Here is an 18,309-nt window from a genome sequence, read left to right as displayed (position 1 = left end):
GCATTCATACTGCCTGAATTTCGTCAATTATTGAGCGGCATCAAAATCATAAAGCCAGAAAGTGAACCACTCCCCGGCTTTCGATTATTGAATCATTCCTTGAGCACGCCGCCCCAAGCGACTGCGAAGACTCGGCAAATCAGGCCGCGTCTTCGATCTCCGCGCCCGTCTTGCGCGGCACGTAGTTGAGCACCGGTCCGAGCCAGCGCTCGATTTCTGAGATCTCCATGCCCTTGCGCCTGGCATAGTCTTCCACCTGATCGCGCTCCACCTTGGCGACGCCGAAATAATAGGAGTCGGGGTGGCCGATATAGAGGCCGGAGACCGAGGAACCAGGCCACATCGCATAGCTCTCCGTCAGCTTCACGCCGGCCGCTTTTTCGGCATCGAGCAGCTTGAAGAGCGTTGCCTTTTCGGTGTGATCGGGCTGCGCGGGATAACCGGGCGCCGGGCGGATACCGGCATAGGCTTCGGTGATGAGATCCTCTTTGCTGAGCGTCTCGTCCTTCGCATAGCCCCAATATTCGCGGCGCACCTGCTCATGCATGCGCTCGGCGAAGGCTTCGGCGAAGCGGTCGGCCAGCGCCTTGACCAGGATCGAAGAATAATCGTCATTCGCCCGTTCGAAACGCTCGGCAATGGCGATTTCCTCGATGCCGGCCGTCACCACGAAGCCGCCGACATAATCCTGAACACCGCTCGAAACCGGCGCGACGAAATCGGAGAGCGCCACGTTCGGCCGCCCGTCCCGTTTCGAAAGCTGCTGGCGCAGCGTGTAGAAGGTGGCAAGCTCCTGGCTGCGGCTCTCGTCCGTAAACAGGCGGATATCGTCACCGACGGCGCCGGCCGGCCAGAAGCCGATGACGGCGCGCGGGCGGAACCACTTCTCGTCGATGATCTTCTTGAGCATCGCCTGCGCATCGGCCCAGAGCGCGCGGGCTGCTTCGCCCTGCTTTTCGTCCTCGAGAATGGCGGGGTAACGGCCGCGCAGTTCCCATGTCTGGAAGAACGGCGTCCAGTCGATATATTTGGCAAGCTCAGCCAGATCGTAATCCTCGAACACTTGCGTGCCGAAGAACTGCGGCTTCGTCGGCTGGTAGCCGGACCAGTCGACCTTATGTGCATTCTCGCGAGCCCGCGGCAATGGCAGGCGCACCTTCTCGGCCTCGCTGCGCGCATGAGCCGCCGCCACCTTGGCATACTCGGCTCTTATATCGTCGACATAGCCGCGGCGCGCCTCTGGCGACAGCAGCGCCGAGACGACGCCGACGGCGCGGCTCGCATCGGTGACGTAGATCGCCTGCCCCTTGTTGTAGCCCGGATGGATCTTCACGGCCGTATGCACGCGGCTGGTCGTCGCCCCGCCGATCAACAGCGGGATCTCGAAACCCTGTCGCTCCATTTCGGCTGCGACATGCACCATCTCGTCGAGCGACGGGGTGATCAGGCCGGAAAGACCGATGACGTCGACTTTTTCGGCGATCGCCGTTTCGAGGATCTTCGTCGCCGGCACCATGACGCCGAGGTCGACGATCTCGTAATTGTTGCAGGCAAGCACGACGCCGACGATGTTCTTGCCGATATCGTGCACGTCGCCCTTGACCGTCGCCATCAGGATCTTGCCGGCCGACCGGCGCTCTTCGCCGCCGTTCAGGCGCTTTTCCTCTTCCATGTGAGGCAGCAGCACGGCGACCGCCTGCTTCATGACGCGCGCAGACTTGACCACCTGCGGCAGGAACATCTTGCCCGAGCCGAACAGATCGCCGACGACGTTCATGCCGGCCATCAGCGGTCCCTCGATGACATGCAGCGGACGGGCGGCCTGCAGGCGGGCTTCCTCGGTATCGGCTTCGATATATTCGGTTATGCCGTTGACCAGCGCATGCTCGAGACGCTTCTCGACGCTCCATTCGCGCCACGAGAGGTCCTGAACCCGGCCTTCCCTGGCGCCAGCGCCCCGGAAGCGCTCGGCCACTTCGAGCAGCCGCTCGGTGCCGTCGGGACGGCGGTTCAGCACCACGTCTTCGCAGGCCTCGCGCAGCTCGGGATCGATATTGTCGTAGACGGCAAGCTGGCCGGCATTGACGATGCCCATGTCCATGCCCGCCTGGATGGCGTGGTAGAGGAACACAGCGTGCATCGCCTCGCGCACCGGCTCGTTGCCGCGGAACGAGAAGGACAGGTTGGAGACGCCGCCGGAGATATGCACGAGCGGCATGCGCTCACGGATCGTCCGCGTCGCCTCGATGAAATCGACGCCGTAGTTATTGTGCTCTTCGATACCGGTGGCGACCGCGAAAATGTTCGGGTCGAAGATGATATCCTCAGGCGGGAAACCGATCTTTTCGGTCAAGAGCTTGTAGGCGCGCGTGCAGATTTCCACCTTGCGCTCGTAGCTGTCCGCCTGCCCCGTCTCGTCGAAGGCCATGACGACGACGGCGGCACCGTAATTGTGTAGCAGCCGCGCCTGGGCGAGGAAATTCTCCTCGCCTTCTTTCAGCGAGATCGAGTTGACGATCGGCTTGCCCTGGACGCGCTTCAGGCCGGATTCGATGATCGAGAATTTCGAACTATCGATCATCACGGGCACGCGGGCGATATCGGGCTCGGCGGCAATCAGGTTGAGGAACTCGACCATCGCCTTTTCGGAATCGATCAGCCCCTCGTCCATATTGATGTCGATCACCTGCGCGCCGTTTTCGACCTGGTCGCGCGCCACATCGAGGGCTGCGGTGTAATCGGCATTGGTGATCAGCTTGCGGAACTTCGCCGAACCGGTGACGTTGGTGCGCTCGCCGACATTGACGAAGGGAATATCCTTGGTCAGCTCGAAAGGTTCGAGGCCCGACAGCGACATAAAGGGGCGATGCTCGGGAATCGGCCGTGGCTTGTATTTGGCGACGGTCTCGGCGATTGCCCTGATATGTTCAGGTGTCGAGCCGCAGCAGCCGCCGACGATATTGACTAGGCCCTCGCGGGCGAAGCTGTCGATCTGCGCCGCCATCAGCTCCGGCGTTTCGTCGTACTGGCCGAATTCGTTCGGCAGGCCGGCATTCGGATAGGCGCAGATGAAGGTGTCGGCGACGCCGGACAGTTCCTGCAGGTGCGGGCGCATCGCATTGGCGCCGAGCGCGCAGTTGAGCCCGATCGTGAACGGATTGGCGTGGCGCACCGAGTTCCAGAAGGCCGACGGCGTCTGGCCGGAGAGTGTCCGGCCGGAAAGGTCGGTGATCGTGCCGGAGATCATCACCGGCAGGCGCACGCCCTTGGCCTCGAAGCGCTCCTCGCAGGCAAAGATTGCCGCCTTGGCGTTCAGCGTGTCGAAGATCGTCTCGATCAGGATGATATCGGCGCCGCCGTCGATCAGCCCGTCGATCTGCTCGCCATAGGCAATGCGCAGATCGTCGAAGCTCACGGCGCGAAAGCCGGGATTGTTGACATCCGGCGAGATCGAGGCGGTGCGGTTGGTCGGGCCGATGGCGCCGGCGACGAAGCGGCGGCGGCCATCCTCGCGCTCGGCGCGCTGGGCTGCCCGGCGCACGATCTCGGCGCCTTCCTTATTGAGGTCGTAGACCGCATTTTCCATCGCATAATCGGCCTGCGCAATGCGGGTCGAGGAGAAGGTGTTGGTCTCGAGGATATCGGCGCCGGCCTTGGCGTATCGGTAATGGATCTCTTCGATCGCATCGGGCTGGGTCAGGATCAGAAGGTCGTTATTGCCCTTCTGATGGCAGGCGCAGCCGATGAAGCGCGTTCCGCGGAACTGGTCCTCGTCATAACCGAGCCCCTGGATCTGCGTGCCCATGGCGCCATCGAGGACAAGGATGCGCTCGCTCGCAGCTTTGCGCAACGCTGCGAAAACTTCATTGCCGTCACGTTTGCCCGTTTCCGGACCAAAGAGGGTGTCAAACACGGGAGGGCTCCTTGACGTCGTAAGACCAGACAGTCCAAATCACATAAAGATATCTTTATGTCAATATATGCCTGTCGATTTCGTGCTTTGCAAGCCTGGCCCGATGACAGACTCGAATGGCCTCTATATAGGCATTTCAAAAGCATCGCGCACGAAATCGGAGGAAGTGTCATGGCACCCGTGCTTGGAAACTGGACGAGCCGCGCCTATCATCGTGGCTGGCTGCTTGCCCAGGCAAACGGTCTCTTCGATTTCTTCCAGCACAATTCGCTCAACCCCAAGGGCGGCTTCTACGATCTCGACGATACCGGCAGACCTCTCGATGCCGAGGGCCAGGTGCGCGGCATCCATATCGCGGCGCGCGCGGTGCATTGCTTCTCGATCGGCACGCTGCTCGGCCGTCCGGGTGCTGCCGACCTCGTCGACCACGGCATGGACTATCTCTGGAACCATCATCGCGACAGGAAAAACGGCGGCTATTTCTGGTCGCTGGACAATGACGGTCCCGTCGATACCAATAAGCAGGGTTATGGCCATGCTTTCGTGCTGCTGGCCGCCTCCTCCGCAAAGACCATCGGCCATCCGCTGGCCGACGGCATGCTTGACGATATCACCGAGATCCTCAACACCAAGTTCTGGGAAGCAAAGCACGGCGCCATCGCCGAGGAATTCACCGCCGACTGGCAGCCGCTCGACGGCGGCACCTATCGCGGCCAGAACTCCAACATGCACCTGACCGAAGCGCTGATGGCCGCCTTCGAAGCCACCGGCGACAGGCAATATCTGACCAAGGCCGAAAGCATCGCCGATCTCGTCATCCGCCGCCAGGCCGGCTCGGTCGATTGGCGCGTCGCCGAGCATTTCGATGCCGAATGGAACCTCGACAAGAACTACTATCATCCGAACGAAATGTTCCGCCCGGCCGGCACGACGCCCGGCCACTGGCTGGAATGGGCCCGCCTGATCCTGCAGCTCTGGACGCTCGGCGGCAAACGCATCGAATGGCTGCCGGATGCGGCCAAGGCGCTTTTCGCACAATCCATGGCACTCGGCTGGGATAACGACAAGGGCGGCTTCTTCTATACGCTTGATTGGGACGACCAGCCCGCCAAGCGCAACAAGCTCTGGTGGCCGGCCTGCGAGGGTGCCGCCGCCGCCCATTTCCTCAACGAACACCTTCCGAGCGATTTCCACGAAGACAGCTACCGCAAGATCTGGAACGTTATCGAGCGCGCCTTCATCGACCACAAGAACGGCGGCTGGCACGAAGAGCTGACGGAAGACCTCGTTCCCTCGCACGCGCTCTTCCCCGGCAAGGGCGATATCTATCATGCCCTGCAGGCCTGCCTCATCCCGCTTTTCCCGGCAACCGGCAGCCTGACGAAAGGCATCGCGGAGGCCGACGGCAGGATCTGAGGACTGAGTAACCCGGGGCCGGGCTGAATGGGCAGACCCGTTAGAGCGGGGCGAGCCGCAGCGTATCCAGATCCTTGGCCAGCATCAGCGCCAGGGCCTCAACCGCGAGATTGTGGTCGTCGCGTTGCGGCAGGCCGGAGACGGTGACCGCGCCGATGCAGCCGGTGCCCTTGACGTTGATCGGGAAACTGCCGCCGTGCGGCGCATAATCGTCGCCGGAAAGCCCGTTATCCTCGACGGTCTTCCCGTCCTTCCTGAGCTTCAGGCCGGAGGCATAACTGCTGCGGAAATAGCGCAGCACCATGTTGCGCTTGCGACGGACCCAGTTGACGTTATCGGGCGTCACACCGGGCAATGCCGCATAGAAGACCGGCATTGCATGCAGGGTCACGTCGATCGCGATACCAAGGCCGCGCTCGGTGGCGAGTTCCTGCAGCAGTTTGCCGAGCTGCCATGCCGTCGTCAGGTCGAAGGCGTCGAAGCTCAGGACATTCTCCTGCTCCGCAATCCGGCTGAGATCGTCCTCGATTGTCATGGGCAAGCGCTCCTCTGCCGCGATAATCCGCTGCAGACAATTCTCGCCGACAGCGAAAATGTAAAGCAAAAACTTAGGCCTACCTCACCTGTCAGAACTTCGGCGTCAGCATCTCGAAACGATCGCGTGTTGTGGCGCAGGTGTCGCCCCCGAGCCTCGCAATGGCATCGAGCGCGGCCGGATCGACATGCAACCGTTCGGGATCGACGACGCCATCGCGATAGTGCGCATAGACGATCTCGCCCATGACGATCTGCCGCGAGCGGCCGAGCTCCAGGGTCACATGCCGCCGGCATTCGAAGGCGGCCGGCGCCTCGGCAATCCAAGGCGAAGCCACCTTCTCACCCGGCATCGCCGTCAAGCCCGCCTCCTTCAGCTCGTCGACGCCGCGGGGATATTTGGCGCCGCAGACATGCATGGCCTCGGCGATGGCGAAGGAGACGATGTTGACCGTGAAGACCTCGGTCATGCGGATATTGTGGCCGGTGTCCTTGAACGACATGTCGGCATTGTTTTCGACACCGATCGCCAGGATCGGCGGATCGGCCGAAAGGCAGTTGAAAAAACTGAAAGGCGCCGCGTTGATCCGGCCGTGCTCGTCGACCGTCGTCACTAGCGCGATCGGCCGCGGAATGATCGTGCCGATCATCAGCTTGTAACGCTCGCGCTCCGAGAGCTGCTCAAAGTCGAAGGACATGGCCATGGGATCAGCTAACCTTCCGGACTGGCGAGAATCCGCTCATCGCCCCGGTAAAGGTTTTCGGCAGCGGCGAGGCATAGGAGCCGCGCTTACTGGTGGAAAGCTTAAGCGACACCAGGGCCTCGGCCTGCTTGACGGCCGCCGCGACACCATCGACGACCGGCACGCCGTAGATCGCTTGCAACTCGCGCGCCAGATCGGTCATGCCGGCGCAGCCGAGCACGATCGCCTCGGCGCCGTCCTCCAACAGTGCCCGCTCGATCTCGGCCCGGAGCTTACCGATCGCGCCCGAAGCCGCATCTTCCAGCTCCAGCACCGGGATATCGCAGGCGCGCACCTTGGCGCGATCGCCCATGCCGTAACGGCGGACCAGATTGTCGATCAGCACCCGCGACCGTTCCAGCGTCGTCACCACGGTGAAGCGCTGCGCCAAGAAACCGGCGGTCGCCACGGCGGATTCGCAAAGCCCGAGGATCGGCACGTCGGCAAAGCTCCGTGCCGCCTCCAGCCCGGTATCGTCAAAGCAGGCGATGACAGCCGCGTCGTAGCCGGTCGACTGCCGCTCCTTGAGTTCGGTGAGCAGACCGGGGATCGCCAGCGCGCCGTCATAATGGCCCTCGATGGAGACAGGCCCCATGCGCGAGGTGGCGGCGATAATCTCGGTTCCGGAAGCCGCCACCGCGCGTGCGGCGGTGGCGGCCTTCTCGGTCATGGAGGCCGTGGTGTTCGGATTGACGATGAGAATGCGCATGTCAGTCTATCTTTGCCTGCCGCCGGCCGAGCATGGTCATGATGCCGAGCGCAATGAGAATGATGGTGAAGGAAAACAGCGTCGTCACCGTGCCCAGCGCATAGAGCACCGGCGTCGTGACATTGGTCGTCATGCCATAGATTTCGAGCGGCAGCGTATTGTAGCTGCCCGAGGTCATTAGCGTACGGGCGAATTCGTCATAGGAGAGCGTGAAGCCGAACAGACCGACGCCGATCAGGCTCGGGGCGATCATCGGCAGCACCACATGGCAAAAGGTCTGCCACGAACTGGCGCCAAGATCGCGGGCCGCCTCTTCATAGGCCGGCGAGAAGCGGTTGAAGACGGCAAACATGATCAGCACGCCGAACGGCAGCGTCCAGGTCAGATGCGCGCCGAAGGCCGATGAATACCAGGCGGGCCTCAGCCCTCCCTCCTGGAAGACGACGCCGATGCCGAGCGAAATGATGATCGACGGCACCACGAGACTTGCGACGGTGGCGTAAAACAGCGCGGTCGAACCTGGAAAACGGCGGCGGAAGGCAAGGCCGGCGAGCAGCGACACGGTGACTGTCACCACCATCACCATCAGCCCGAGGGTGAAGGAGCGCCGGAAGGAGGCGCCGAAATCGCCGACCGCCTGCTTCTCGAACAGGTTGAAGAACCAGTGCGTGGACATCCCGTTCATCGGGAAGGTCAGACCACCGTCCGGCCCCTGGAAGGAGAGGATCAGGATCGCCGAAAGCGGCCCGTAGAGGAACAGCACGAAGATGATGAAGAAGATCGCCAGCAGATAGAATTCGAGGCCGCGTTTTTCGTGGTTCATCTCAAAGCTCCTTGCGGATGTCGACGACACGCAGGATGGCCGCGACCATCAAAAGCACCACGGCAAGCAGCACCACGGCATTGGCGGCCGCGGCCGGATATTGCAGCAGCGACATCTGGTTCTTCATCATCAGCGCCACCGAGGCGCTCTGGCCGCCGGACATTACCTGCACCGTCGAAAAGTCGGCCATGACCAGCGTGACGACAAAGATCGTGCCGATCGCCATGCCGGGTTTGGCCAGCGGAATGACGACGTTCCACAGCACCTGCCAGCCCGACGCGCCGGCATCGCGGGCCGCCTCGAATAGCGAACGGTCGATACGCATCAGCGTGTTGAAGATCGGCGTCACCATGAACAGCGTATAGAGATGCACCATGGCGAGCACGACGGCGAAATCGGAATAGAGCAGCCATTCGATCGGCTGCGGGATGATTCCCATCTCAATCAGCGCCGAATTGACGAGACCATTGCGCCCGAGCACCGGGATCCACGAAATCATCCGGATGATGTTCGAGGTCATGAACGGCACGGTGCAGACGAGAAAGAGGATCATCTGCGTCGAGGTCTTGCGGATGTGGAAGGCCAGGAAATAGGCCACCCAGAAACCGATGAAAAGCGTCAGCCCCCAGACGATCGCAGTGAATTTCAGAGTGTTGAGATAGGTCTTCCACGTCACCCACGAACCGAGCGTGTCGGTATAGTTCATGGTGAGGAAATCGGGATAGAGGCCGGCGAAATCGTAATCCCAGAAGCTGACGACCGATATCATGGCGATCGGCAGCAGGAAGAAGAAGCCGAGAATGCCGATCAGCGGCATCGCCTGGAGATAGGAGATGGCGGACGGGGAGAGGCTCAGTCTGCGCCCGGCCTGCCGTCCTTCCTCCGTTTCCGCTGCGATAGTTGCCATACCCGTTCTCCGTTCTGATTACTTCAGGTTGGACGAAGGCGCGTGGCGCCCCCTCATCCGCCTGCCGGCACCTTCTCCCCGCTGGGGAGAAGAGGAATCGCGGCAACGTCCGGGCCACCGCGGATCTTGCTTTCAAATAGAGAAGGTTCAAACGACCCCTCCCCAACCCTCCCCACAAGGGGGAGGGAGTTTTTTGCCGCACCCTCGCCGGGCTCCCTCCCCCTTGTGGGGAGGGTTGGGGAGGGGAAAGCGGCAGACGCCTTACGCCGCGATGAACTCGTTCCAGCGGCGGACCATGTAGCGGTCTTCGTCCATCACGGAGTTCCAGCAGGCGACTGCACCCATGCGGGCTTCGAAGGAGCCGCCGTCACGCACGGCGCCGGCCTTCTCCATCACCTTGCCCTCGGGAGACAGGATATCGCCCTGGGCCGGCTTTCCTTCGATCCAGTAGCCCCATTCGTCGGCCGACATGAACCCCTTGGCGGTGTCCATGGCAGCAGAATAGTAGCCCTGGCGGTTGAGGTAGCCGCCGACCCAGCCGGACGTGTACCAGTTGATGTATTCGTAAGCCGCATCGAGCTGAGCGCCCTTGAGGTGCGAGGCAAGGCCGAGACCACCGCCCCAGGCGCGATAGCCTTCTTTGAGCGGCTGAAAGGTGCAGGCAATGCCCTTGGAGCGGACGGCGGCCACGGCCGGCGACCACATCGACTGGATGACGACTTCACCCGAGGCCATCAGGTTGACCGACTCGTCGAACGACTTCCAGAAAGCGCGGAACTGGCCGTCGCCCTTGGTCTTGATCAGGAATTCGATCGTCTTGTCGATCTCTGCCTTGGTCATGTTGCCCTTGTCGGCATATTTGATCTTGCCGGAGGCTTCCATGATCATCGCCGCATCCATGATGCCGATCGACGGAATGTTGAGGATCGCGGTCTTGCCCTTGAAAGCCGGATCGAGAATATCGGCCCAGCTGGTGATCGGACGGCCGGTGAGGTCGGGGCGGATGCCGAGCGTATCAGCATTGTAGATTGTGGGAACCATCGTCATCCACTGCGTCGGCTCCTTGGCGAATTTCTTCGAACCCTGCGCTTCGACGAAGCCGACCGTGTGCGGCGCAGTGCCTTGGGCGATAACGCTGTCCGCCTTTAGCTTGCCATTGATGAACAGCGGCACGATCTTGTCGTAATATTTCAGTTTCTTGACGTCCATCGGTTGCATCACGCCCGTTGGAAACACCTTCTTGGCGATCCAGTATTCGATGTCGGCAATGTCGTAGCTGTCCGGCTGGGTGACGGCGCGCTGGGCGGCGGCATCGGAATCGGTCGCCGTCATCTCCAGCGTGATGCCGAGATCGGCCTTGCACTTTTCGGCGATGGCATTGATGTTCGAAACACCGGTGCCGAACTGGCGAAGCGTGATGTTCGACTGCGCCCAGATCATGGGAAAGCCGGTGATGGCGCCGGAGCCGGCGATAGCGCCGACGGCGGCAGCACCCGTCTTCAGCAACGTGCGGCGGGAAAGGCCCTTCGCAGCCTTGGTCGATGTCGTTTCAGTCGTCATATCAGTTCCCCTTTTTGTTGGATGGGCAAGTTTGGTTGTCGATGGTGTTCATCCGGAAGCGCGGCCGAGCAGCACGGCATCCTCGAGCGCCCAGCTAAGCGAGACGGCGTCGCCGACCGCGACCGGCCGGGCGAAATAATCGCTATCGTCTGATATGACCGTGAAGTCGTCGCTGCCGGCGCCGACGACGGTGATCTTCACCGAAGAGCCGCGATATTCGATGTTGGAGACGATGCCGTCGAAGCCGAGCGTCCATTCGGTCGCCACCTGCAGGCGGACGCGGTCTGTGCGGATACCGATATCGACAGGCTCTCCAACCTCTCTGCCGGTTCCGCGCACCGAAAAGCTCTGCCCCTCCGGCACGGCCATGACGAGCACGCCGTTCTCGCTCGACGTCACCCGGCCGGTGAGCACATTGTGATCGCCCATGAACCGGGCGACGAAGGCGGTCGCCGGCTTTTCGAAAATCTCGCGCGGTGCGGCCGCCTGCTCGATCCTTCCGTCATTCATGATGACAATGACATCGGCGAGCGCCATCGCCTCTTCCTGGCTGTGGGTGACGTGCACGAAAGTGATGCCGAGCGACTTCTGTAGTTTCTTGAGTTCGGCGCGCATGCGGATCTTCAAAAATGGATCGAGCGCCGAAAGCGGCTCGTCGAGCAGCAACGCTTCAGGATCGGTGATCAGCGCGCGCGCCAGCGCCACGCGCTGTTGCTGGCCGCCGGAAAGCTGGGCCGGGCGCCTGACGGCATAGGACTCCATCTGCATCAGCTTCAACATCTCGAGCGCCTTGGCCCGACGTTCCGCCTTGTCGACGCCCTTCATCTTCAAGCTGAAAGCGACATTGTCGATCAGATCGAGATGCGGGAACAGCGCATAGGACTGGAACATCATCGCCGTTCCGCGCCTGGCCGGCGGAAAATCGGTGACGACGACATTGCCGAGACGGATATCGCCCGACGAAATACTCTCGTGGCCGGCGATCATCCGCAGCGTCGAGGTCTTGCCGCAGCCCGACGGGCCGAGGAAGCAGCAATAGGAACCGGCCGGAATCTTCAGGCTGATCTCATCGACCGCCGTCGTCGCGCCGTAGACCTTCGAAACGGATACTATATCGATCTCTGCCGCTTTCGACATCATGCTTCCCCTGTTTGGAAAAGACGATGCATCCGCCGTGCCAGTTTCCCTCGCACCCAACCAAGCTCTTGTGATACAAAGATTTTATCGACGACAAGCCCACGAACAAAATTTTGAGCGAGACAGTGTCTGCACATGATTTAGGCTATCGTGCTCAATTTTTATAAAAAATTGTATACAATTCAACCGGCATTTCGGGCACAAATTCATTTAACTTTTGCCGCGAAGCCAGATATGGTTTGCCCGCCATCAGGGAATGATTTGATGAAATCCGCCGCCACGGCTCAGCAGGCCGAAGAACCCGCCGAAACCGGCGCGCAACAGATCCGCGACGCCATTCGCACGGCGATCGTCGAACGCAGGCTTTCGCCCGGCACCAAGCTTTCCGAAAGCGATGTCGGCAATCTCTTCAACGTCAGCCGCACGCTCGCCCGCGCCGCTTTGCAGGCGCTCTCCTATGAGGGCCTCGTCAACGTCGAAAAGAACCGCGGCGCCTTTGTCGCCTATCCCTCGCCTGAAGAAGCCCGCCAGATTTTCTCAGCCCGCCGCTTGGTCGAGCCCGGCCTGTTGCGCGAAGCAGCGGCGCGGATCACTCCGGATGACATCAAAGATCTGAGAGAGCTGTTGCTGGAAGAAGGCCGGCTGATGAGCGAGCGTGGACAGACGGCGCGCCGCGCCGAAATCAAGGCATCCGGCGATTTCCACCTGATGCTGGCGGTCATATCCGGCAATGCGATCATGCAGCGCTTCATGGAGGAACTCGTTGCCCGCTCGTCCCTGGTGATCGCGCTCTATGGCCAGTCGACCGCCTCGAGCTGCGGCCATTCCGAACATGGCGAGATCATCTCGGCGATCGAAAGCAACGAACTCGACCGCGCCTGCCAGCTGATGCTGCATCACATCGCTCATATCGAGGCCGATCTCGACCTGCGCGAACGCAAGAGCCTCGGCCTCAAGGAAGCCTTCGAACTTTAGAGCATGTCTCGCAAAAGTGTGCTGCGGTTTTGCCAGGCAAAGCGCAAAGCGCTTTTGCCGCAAAGACATGCGTAAAAACAAAGACCTCAAGCGTGACAAGCGAATCTGAAAGATCGCGACACGCTTTAGGAATGCCCTTCGAGCGATAAGCATGCAAAGACGCCGGCCGCGCGGCTTTCGCCACGCTCCGTCGCGCGTCAAGCGAAGGGTCGAAACACTACCAAGGCGTCTGTGGCAGCATCTCAAAAGCCGCGAAGATATCCTCCGCGGTCCGCGGCTCGCTCGAGCGCAGCTTCACTGCCCCGTCGCGGCCGACCAGGATCAGCCCGAACGCGCCGGATGGCGGCCCTTGCAGCCGCTCTCTTACATCGTCGGCATCGAGTTCGGAGCCGTCGTCGAACAGCGAGAAAGCACCGCCGCCGGCGATGATGAAAACCTCGACATCTTCCTCGATGAGGCGCATATGCGCGTTCCGCAGCCATTCGTCCTGAATGACGGCGCGGTCGTCCTGCGCATCGGCAAAGATGATCAGCACCCGCTTCCTGTCGCGAAACTGCTCGAGCGATTGCGGAAGCTCCGGCTCACGCCGCGGAGCTCCGATGATTTCATGAACGATGGATTTCAGCATGATGCTCATTCCTCACCCGCACTGGCGGCGGGCCTGCCGGTAAAACGGCTGGCAATGGGCGAGGTTCCGCCAGGACGCGGAAAAGGATCGCAGCCATCGCCGCGATCCTCATCCAAATCAGTCGCGGCTCTGGTCTTCGGATGTGTGAGCCGAAACGGCGACGAGATCGACCGTGCCGTTGGCATGAAGGCGCTTGCGCACCAGCACGCGCATCACACGCGCCGCCGTCGAGAAGGTCATCTGGTCGAGCGGGCCTTCGCCCTCCCACGGCTTGGTCAGCCGTTCGGTAACTGCGCCGACGATATTCATCGGCACGATGTCTGTGCATTCGCGCATGGCTTCGAAAACGAAGCCGATGGGGATGATCCGTCCTTCGTAAGTCACGATCGGTTCGGTCAGTTCGCTGTCCCATTCCTCGAAGGCATAGAGCGCTTCGCGAAACAGCTGCTGGAGGGTAAACGGCGCATGGCCGTCATGAAGTGGCGGCAGGGCATTCATCATGTCTGTCTCCTCTTGATGGGTTGAAGCCAAAGTCCTCCGGTATCGGTCGCGCCAACGCGGGGAACGCAACGTTTTTGCCGCCCCTGCGAACCGATTAACACGATTGATTCTATAGACTAACGCGCCGGGGTAAAGCCCATTTATCGGCAACCCCGGAAGCCAATTCCATAACACGCTGATATTCTTGCATTTTTTAGTTGAAATTTTCCCTGCGCCGACCATTCTGGAAAATCCATGCTGCAGCTCCAGATTGCCCCGCTATGGCACGAGTGGGCGAAAAAACCCTGAAAATTCACGGAACTTTTGTCGCTGTAATCTGTTTTGTTCTCACATTTGAAAAACAGTCTGGGGTAATCACCAATGACGCAAATCCGCGAACCGGAGCGCCGAAGCAGGATCCTGCGCGGCCGGCCGTACAGCCTTGATGAATTCGCTTCCAAATATGGCCTGTTGAGCGATCAGGCCGAAAGCCTGTTCACCCGTTTTGGGCCCTCATCGATCGAGCTCGATCTGCTGATGGCCGCCAAGCGCCGCCTGCCGGTTCGCCAGGACAGACCGGTTCCGCAGGACAGACCGGCTCCGCAGGACAGAATTGCCGAATAAACACCTTTAACGAATGGAACGGATAGATGAGCAACAGACGTCATGAATGGATCAGCAAAAGAGCTTACGCGATCTGGGAAGAACAGGGCCGCCCGCAGGGGCGTGACGACGATCACTGGCGTCAGGCGGTTGCCGAACGCAATGCGCTGGAACGCACACAGGCCTCCGTTGACGGCCGCGAGGTGCTGGTGAAGTTTCGCCCGAAGCAGCCAAAGCCCGAAATACCCCACCACGACTGGGTCAACCCTTCGAGCAAGGTCGGCTGACCGCTATCTCATATAGACTTCTGCGCCGGGGCCGGTCTCGTCCCTCGAGGCCCCTGCGGGGCACCTCAAGATGAGGAAGTTGCGGCTTGTGGCTGATCGGAGAACGCAGCGCCCCACCGCCGATAGTCCAGCCGCAGGGCACAACAACTAGCCGTCATGGTGCGGAGGCCTGCAGGGCCGTCTCGAACCACGAGGGCGGGTGGGGGGGCGCACCCACGGCATCGCACGATTACTGCCCGCTCAATCCCCCATGCTAGCTTCCTGCCATGGAAGTCACCGTCTACATCTTCCGCTGCAGCGACGGTTCGTATTACACCGGCCTCACCAAGCAGGAGATCGAGGCGCGTGTCTGGAAGCACAATGCCGGGACCTATGACGGCTACACTGCCAAGCGCGCCTCCCGGTCGAACTCGTCTTCGCCGAAACCTATGACCGCATCATCGACGCCATCTCCCGCGAGCGGCAAATCAAAGGCTGGTCGCGCCGCAAGAAGGAGGCCTTGATTGCCATGGATTACGAGGCCTTGCCGGAATTGTCGAAGCGAGGGCCGGTAGAGGCCAGGTGAGCGCGGGTGGCCGGTGGCCGTCCTCGTCCTTCGAGACCCCTGCGGGGGAGGAGGCCCGCAGGGCCGTCTCGAACCACGAGGGCGGGTGATGAGCAGTACGCGGGAGCTTCCGCAATGGCACAGTGCAACCGCTTCCCCGGACACTGGAAACGCTTCGTCAACCATATTGACACAAATCCATGGAGTACGGGCTTTCCCCCCACCCGCCAACGCCATTGCCGCTCGACACTCTCTTCGCAAAATCGGAAACGGATAAGAACGAAACGTGGTCACTCGCGGGACACGGATTTCATCTCGCCGCGGCACCAATTCCGGTGCCCGCCGATCCTGTAATATCGGGAAAAGCCTGAAGCGCCCGCCAGGGCAGGCCATGTCAGAAAGCGCTGTTTTCCACGCAAAGCGCCCGGTGGACCTCGGTCCAGAACAGCGCCAGCGGGGTATCGCCATTGCGTTCGGCAACGAGCGCGCGGATCAGCGCTTCGGAGCCTGCCATGTCCTGCCAGCTGGATTTCAGGCCCTTGGCGGCCTGTTGGCATTCGGCAATCTCGAATGGTCTCTTGCTGTCCATATGAGGTCTCCTCACGGAAGGCGCTAGCAGGTGGAGCCCGGATTGTCATTCCCCGCATATGGGGGGATGCCTTGTATTTATGACGGTCCTCGCGGTAGGATTGAGGGAATTGGGGCAGTGGAAATGACTGAGAACACCTATAGCGAAAAGTTCGAGTCCGCTTTCGAACAGATCAAGGCTGCGGCCAATGTGGATGGCGCGATCCGCGTTCTTCAGACGGAGTATGGCCTCGATTTCGTCACCTACCACCTCGCCCAGACGATCGCCAGCAAGATCGATTCGCCCTTCGTGCGCACCACCTATCCGGATGCCTGGGTCTCCCGCTACCTCCTGAACAGCTATGTGAAGGTCGATCCGATCGTCAAGCAGGGCTTCGAACGCCAACTGCCGTTCGACTGGAGCGAGGTCGAGCCGACGCCGGAGGCCTATGCCATGCTGGTCGACGCCCAGAAGCACGGCATTGGCGGCAACGGCTACTCCATTCCCGTCGCCGACAAGGCGCAGCGCCGCGCCCTCCTGTCGGTGAATACCCGCATCCCGGCCGACGAATGGGCTGAGCTTGTCCGCCGCTGCCGCAACGAATGGATCGAGATCGCCCATCTGATCCATCGCAAGGCGGTCTATGAGCTGCACGGCGAAAACGATCCGGTGCCGTCACTGTCGCCGCGCGAGATCGAGTGCCTGCACTGGACGGCACTCGGCAAGGATTACAAGGATATCTCGGTCATATTGGGCATTTCCGAGCACACCACCCGCGATTATTTGAAGACCGCCCGCTTCAAGCTCGGCTGCGCCACGATCTCGGCCGCTGCCTCGCGGGCCGTGCAATTGCGCATCATAAATCCCTAAACTGATCCCCTCATCTGAGGGGGCCCATCTGAGGGAATTTCCGATCCGGCCCGTCTGAACCATTCTGCTCTCCACGAACTTGCAAACGCTGGAGGGCAAGATGTTTGTAATCATTCAGGCTCATGAGTATCAGAAATACGCTGCCGTACTCGATCAGATGTTTCGCCTGCGCAAGCAGGTCTTCGCCGATACGCTCGGCTGGGACGTTCCCGTCATCGGCCCTTACGAGCGTGACAGCTACGATGCGCTGGCTCCCGCCTATCTCGTCTGGTGCAACGACAGCCGCACCCGTCTTTACGGCGGCATGCGTCTGATGCCGACGACCGGCCCAACCCTTCTCTACGATGTCTTCCGCGAGACTTTTCCGGATGCCGCCGATCTTATCGCGCCGGGCATCTGGGAGGGCACGCGCATGTGCATCGACGAGGAGGCGATCGCCAGGGATTTCCCCAATATCGACGCCGGCCGGGCCTTCTCGATGATGCTGCTTGCGCTTTGCGAATGCGCGCTCGATCACGGCATCCACACGATGATTTCCAACTACGAGCCCTATCTCAAGCGCGTCTACAAACGTGCCGGCGCCGAAGTGGAAGAACTCGGCCGTGCAGACGGTTACGGCAAGTATCCCGTCTGCTGCGGCGCCTTCGAAGTGTCGGACCGCGTGCTGCACAAGATGCGCACCGCCCTCGGCCTGACCCTACCCCTTTATATCAAACACGTGCCGGCCCGCTCGGTCGTGACCCAATTCCTGGAGATGGCAGCATGAAACGCCTCGTTGAAACCGCTACGCAAAAAGACATCGGCGCGCTGGAGCGCCATGTTCTCGCATCCCGTGACATCGCCACGCAGATAGGGGATCCCTTCCTCTCCTATCTCCTCTCGATGGCGCTGTTCACGATCTACGAAAAAAAGGCTCACCACGAGAACGAGGCGCTGAAGAGCAGCTTCGGCTGAGGGCGCGACCCCCTCCGCTGCGCCCGAAGACGAGCATGTCTCCCGGCGCCTCGCGCGCAGCCGCAAAAACAGTCCCCGTTTTGCGGCTGCGCGCCCCATTCGTGTCATGGGAAGTCGTGTCATGGGGAATTCATATCACCAGGAAATCCAGTCACGTCATCAACGAAGCGATTGTCGAGATCAGCGCGTCGTGCATATAGGGCTTCGGCAGGAAGGCGGTGTTGGCTGGCAGCGCCATCGGGTCCAGCCGCACCATGCCCGAGGTGATGATGATGCCGATATTCGGCCGCATCGCCCTCACCCGCTTGGCAAGCTGGATCCCGTCCATGGAGCCGGCCATGTTGACATCGGTGAACAGGATATCGATATCCTGCCGCCCTTTGAGCACCACCAGCGCCTCATCGGCATTCGCCGCCTCCAGCGCCACATGGCCGATATCTTCAAGCACATCGAGGACAGTGAACCGGATCAGCGGTTCGTCCTCGACGATAAGCACCACGGCACTGTTCAACGCCACCATCTGCGATCGCCCTCTTCATCGAATCCAATCTCAGTAATTGTCGCCCGCGCGAGAAGGTTCCAGTAGCGGCGCCTATGAAATATGCATCGTCCACAGATGCTTGCGCTCTCCGCTTGTGGCTCCCTGCAATTTGCGTTA

19 protein-coding genes and 1 pseudogene are annotated in these 18,309 nt (G+C 61.0%); 8 read left to right on the top strand and 12 right to left on the bottom strand.

Going from position 1 to position 18,309, the window contains the following annotated elements:
• Positions 1 to 139 precede the first annotated feature (139 nt).
• The gene (gene metH / locus RCCGE510_RS11300; protein WP_007630006.1) at positions 140 to 3,913 is read right to left on the bottom strand and encodes a methionine synthase; all 3,774 of its coding nucleotides are present in this window, start codon (positions 3,911 to 3,913) and stop codon (positions 140 to 142) included.
• Positions 3,914 to 4,084: 171 nt separating this feature from the next.
• Between metH and RCCGE510_RS11295 the strand changes: the two genes are divergently transcribed.
• Positions 4,085 to 5,329, top strand: a complete 1,245-nt coding sequence (locus tag RCCGE510_RS11295) for an AGE family epimerase/isomerase (protein ID WP_007630005.1) — start codon at positions 4,085 to 4,087, stop codon at positions 5,327 to 5,329.
• Positions 5,330 to 5,369: 40 nt separating this feature from the next.
• On the opposite strand, the gene RCCGE510_RS11290 is transcribed toward RCCGE510_RS11295, so the two are convergent.
• The 7 genes from RCCGE510_RS11290 to RCCGE510_RS11260 form a co-directional block, all read right to left on the bottom strand.
• Positions 5,370 to 5,864: a heme-degrading domain-containing protein gene (locus tag RCCGE510_RS11290; protein WP_007630004.1), complete on the bottom strand. Its 495-nt coding sequence runs from the start codon at positions 5,862 to 5,864 to the stop codon at positions 5,370 to 5,372.
• Between the two features lie 91 nt (positions 5,865 to 5,955).
• Positions 5,956 to 6,567, bottom strand: coding sequence for a flavin reductase family protein (locus RCCGE510_RS11285; protein WP_007630003.1), 612 nt, complete (start codon positions 6,565 to 6,567; stop codon positions 5,956 to 5,958).
• A gap of 4 nt (positions 6,568 to 6,571) precedes the next feature.
• A complete protein-coding gene (locus RCCGE510_RS11280) occupies positions 6,572 to 7,315 on the bottom strand; it encodes an aspartate/glutamate racemase family protein (RefSeq protein WP_007630002.1) in 744 nt (247 codons plus the stop codon).
• A 1-nt stretch (position 7,316) separates the two neighbouring features.
• Complete coding sequence (locus RCCGE510_RS11275) at positions 7,317 to 8,138, bottom strand: ABC transporter permease (protein ID WP_007630001.1); 822 nt, start codon at positions 8,136 to 8,138, stop codon at positions 7,317 to 7,319.
• 1 nt (position 8,139) lies between these two features.
• A complete protein-coding gene (locus RCCGE510_RS11270) occupies positions 8,140 to 9,045 on the bottom strand; it encodes an ABC transporter permease (RefSeq protein ID WP_007630000.1) in 906 nt (301 codons plus the stop codon).
• A gap of 261 nt (positions 9,046 to 9,306) precedes the next feature.
• A complete protein-coding gene (locus RCCGE510_RS11265) occupies positions 9,307 to 10,605 on the bottom strand; it encodes a PotD/PotF family extracellular solute-binding protein (protein WP_007629998.1) in 1,299 nt (432 codons plus the stop codon).
• Between the two features lie 48 nt (positions 10,606 to 10,653).
• Positions 10,654 to 11,742 (bottom strand): ABC transporter ATP-binding protein, encoded by a 1,089-nt coding sequence (locus RCCGE510_RS11260; protein WP_007629996.1) that lies wholly within the window; start codon positions 11,740 to 11,742, stop codon positions 10,654 to 10,656.
• Positions 11,743 to 12,006: 264 nt separating this feature from the next.
• On the opposite strand from RCCGE510_RS11260, the gene RCCGE510_RS11255 reads away from it, so the two are divergent.
• Complete coding sequence (locus RCCGE510_RS11255; RefSeq protein ID WP_007629994.1) at positions 12,007 to 12,717, top strand: GntR family transcriptional regulator; 711 nt, start codon at positions 12,007 to 12,009, stop codon at positions 12,715 to 12,717.
• Between the two features lie 217 nt (positions 12,718 to 12,934).
• Here RCCGE510_RS11255 and RCCGE510_RS11250 read toward each other — a convergent pair whose 3' ends face one another.
• The gene (locus RCCGE510_RS11250; RefSeq protein ID WP_007629991.1) at positions 12,935 to 13,345 is read right to left on the bottom strand and encodes a DUF4174 domain-containing protein; all 411 of its coding nucleotides are present in this window, start codon (positions 13,343 to 13,345) and stop codon (positions 12,935 to 12,937) included.
• A 117-nt stretch (positions 13,346 to 13,462) separates the two neighbouring features.
• Positions 13,463 to 13,846, bottom strand: coding sequence for a hypothetical protein (locus RCCGE510_RS11245; protein ID WP_007629990.1), 384 nt, complete (start codon positions 13,844 to 13,846; stop codon positions 13,463 to 13,465).
• Between the two features lie 360 nt (positions 13,847 to 14,206).
• Between RCCGE510_RS11245 and RCCGE510_RS11240 the strand changes: the two genes are divergently transcribed.
• The 3 genes and pseudogenes from RCCGE510_RS11240 (at position 14,207) to RCCGE510_RS33335 (ending at position 15,280) form a co-directional block, all read left to right on the top strand.
• A complete protein-coding gene (locus RCCGE510_RS11240; RefSeq protein WP_007629989.1) occupies positions 14,207 to 14,449 on the top strand; it encodes a hypothetical protein in 243 nt (80 codons plus the stop codon).
• Between the two features lie 26 nt (positions 14,450 to 14,475).
• The gene (locus tag RCCGE510_RS11235; protein WP_007629987.1) at positions 14,476 to 14,715 is read left to right on the top strand and encodes a DUF2934 domain-containing protein; all 240 of its coding nucleotides are present in this window, start codon (positions 14,476 to 14,478) and stop codon (positions 14,713 to 14,715) included.
• 266 nt (positions 14,716 to 14,981) lie between these two features.
• A pseudogene (locus tag RCCGE510_RS33335) lies at positions 14,982 to 15,280 on the top strand (GIY-YIG nuclease family protein).
• 373 nt (positions 15,281 to 15,653) lie between these two features.
• Here RCCGE510_RS33335 and RCCGE510_RS11230 read toward each other — a convergent pair.
• Positions 15,654 to 15,848, bottom strand: coding sequence for a hypothetical protein (locus RCCGE510_RS11230; RefSeq protein WP_007629985.1), 195 nt, complete (start codon positions 15,846 to 15,848; stop codon positions 15,654 to 15,656).
• Between the two features lie 123 nt (positions 15,849 to 15,971).
• On the opposite strand from RCCGE510_RS11230, the gene RCCGE510_RS11225 reads away from it, so the two are divergent.
• The 3 genes from RCCGE510_RS11225 to RCCGE510_RS11215 all read left to right on the top strand — a co-directional run bounded on the left by RCCGE510_RS11225 (position 15,972) and on the right by RCCGE510_RS11215 (position 17,651).
• Positions 15,972 to 16,697 (top strand): LuxR family transcriptional regulator, encoded by a 726-nt coding sequence (locus tag RCCGE510_RS11225; RefSeq protein ID WP_007629982.1) that lies wholly within the window; start codon positions 15,972 to 15,974, stop codon positions 16,695 to 16,697.
• Between the two features lie 100 nt (positions 16,698 to 16,797).
• Complete coding sequence (locus RCCGE510_RS11220; RefSeq protein ID WP_007629978.1) at positions 16,798 to 17,463, top strand: acyl-homoserine-lactone synthase; 666 nt, start codon at positions 16,798 to 16,800, stop codon at positions 17,461 to 17,463.
• The gene (locus tag RCCGE510_RS11215) at positions 17,460 to 17,651 is read left to right on the top strand and encodes a hypothetical protein (protein WP_007629977.1); all 192 of its coding nucleotides are present in this window, start codon (positions 17,460 to 17,462) and stop codon (positions 17,649 to 17,651) included. The genes RCCGE510_RS11220 and RCCGE510_RS11215 overlap by 4 nt, the downstream gene beginning before the upstream one ends.
• A gap of 151 nt (positions 17,652 to 17,802) precedes the next feature.
• Here RCCGE510_RS11215 and RCCGE510_RS11210 read toward each other — a convergent pair whose 3' ends face one another.
• Positions 17,803 to 18,171, bottom strand: coding sequence for a response regulator (locus RCCGE510_RS11210; RefSeq protein ID WP_007629976.1), 369 nt, complete (start codon positions 18,169 to 18,171; stop codon positions 17,803 to 17,805).
• Positions 18,172 to 18,309 lie beyond the last annotated feature (138 nt).

Origin of the sequence: Rhizobium sp. CCGE 510, assembly GCF_000292525.1 — a bacterium.
GTDB lineage: Bacteria > Pseudomonadota > Alphaproteobacteria > Rhizobiales > Rhizobiaceae > Rhizobium.
This window is presented reverse-complemented; position numbering and strand designations above follow the sequence as displayed.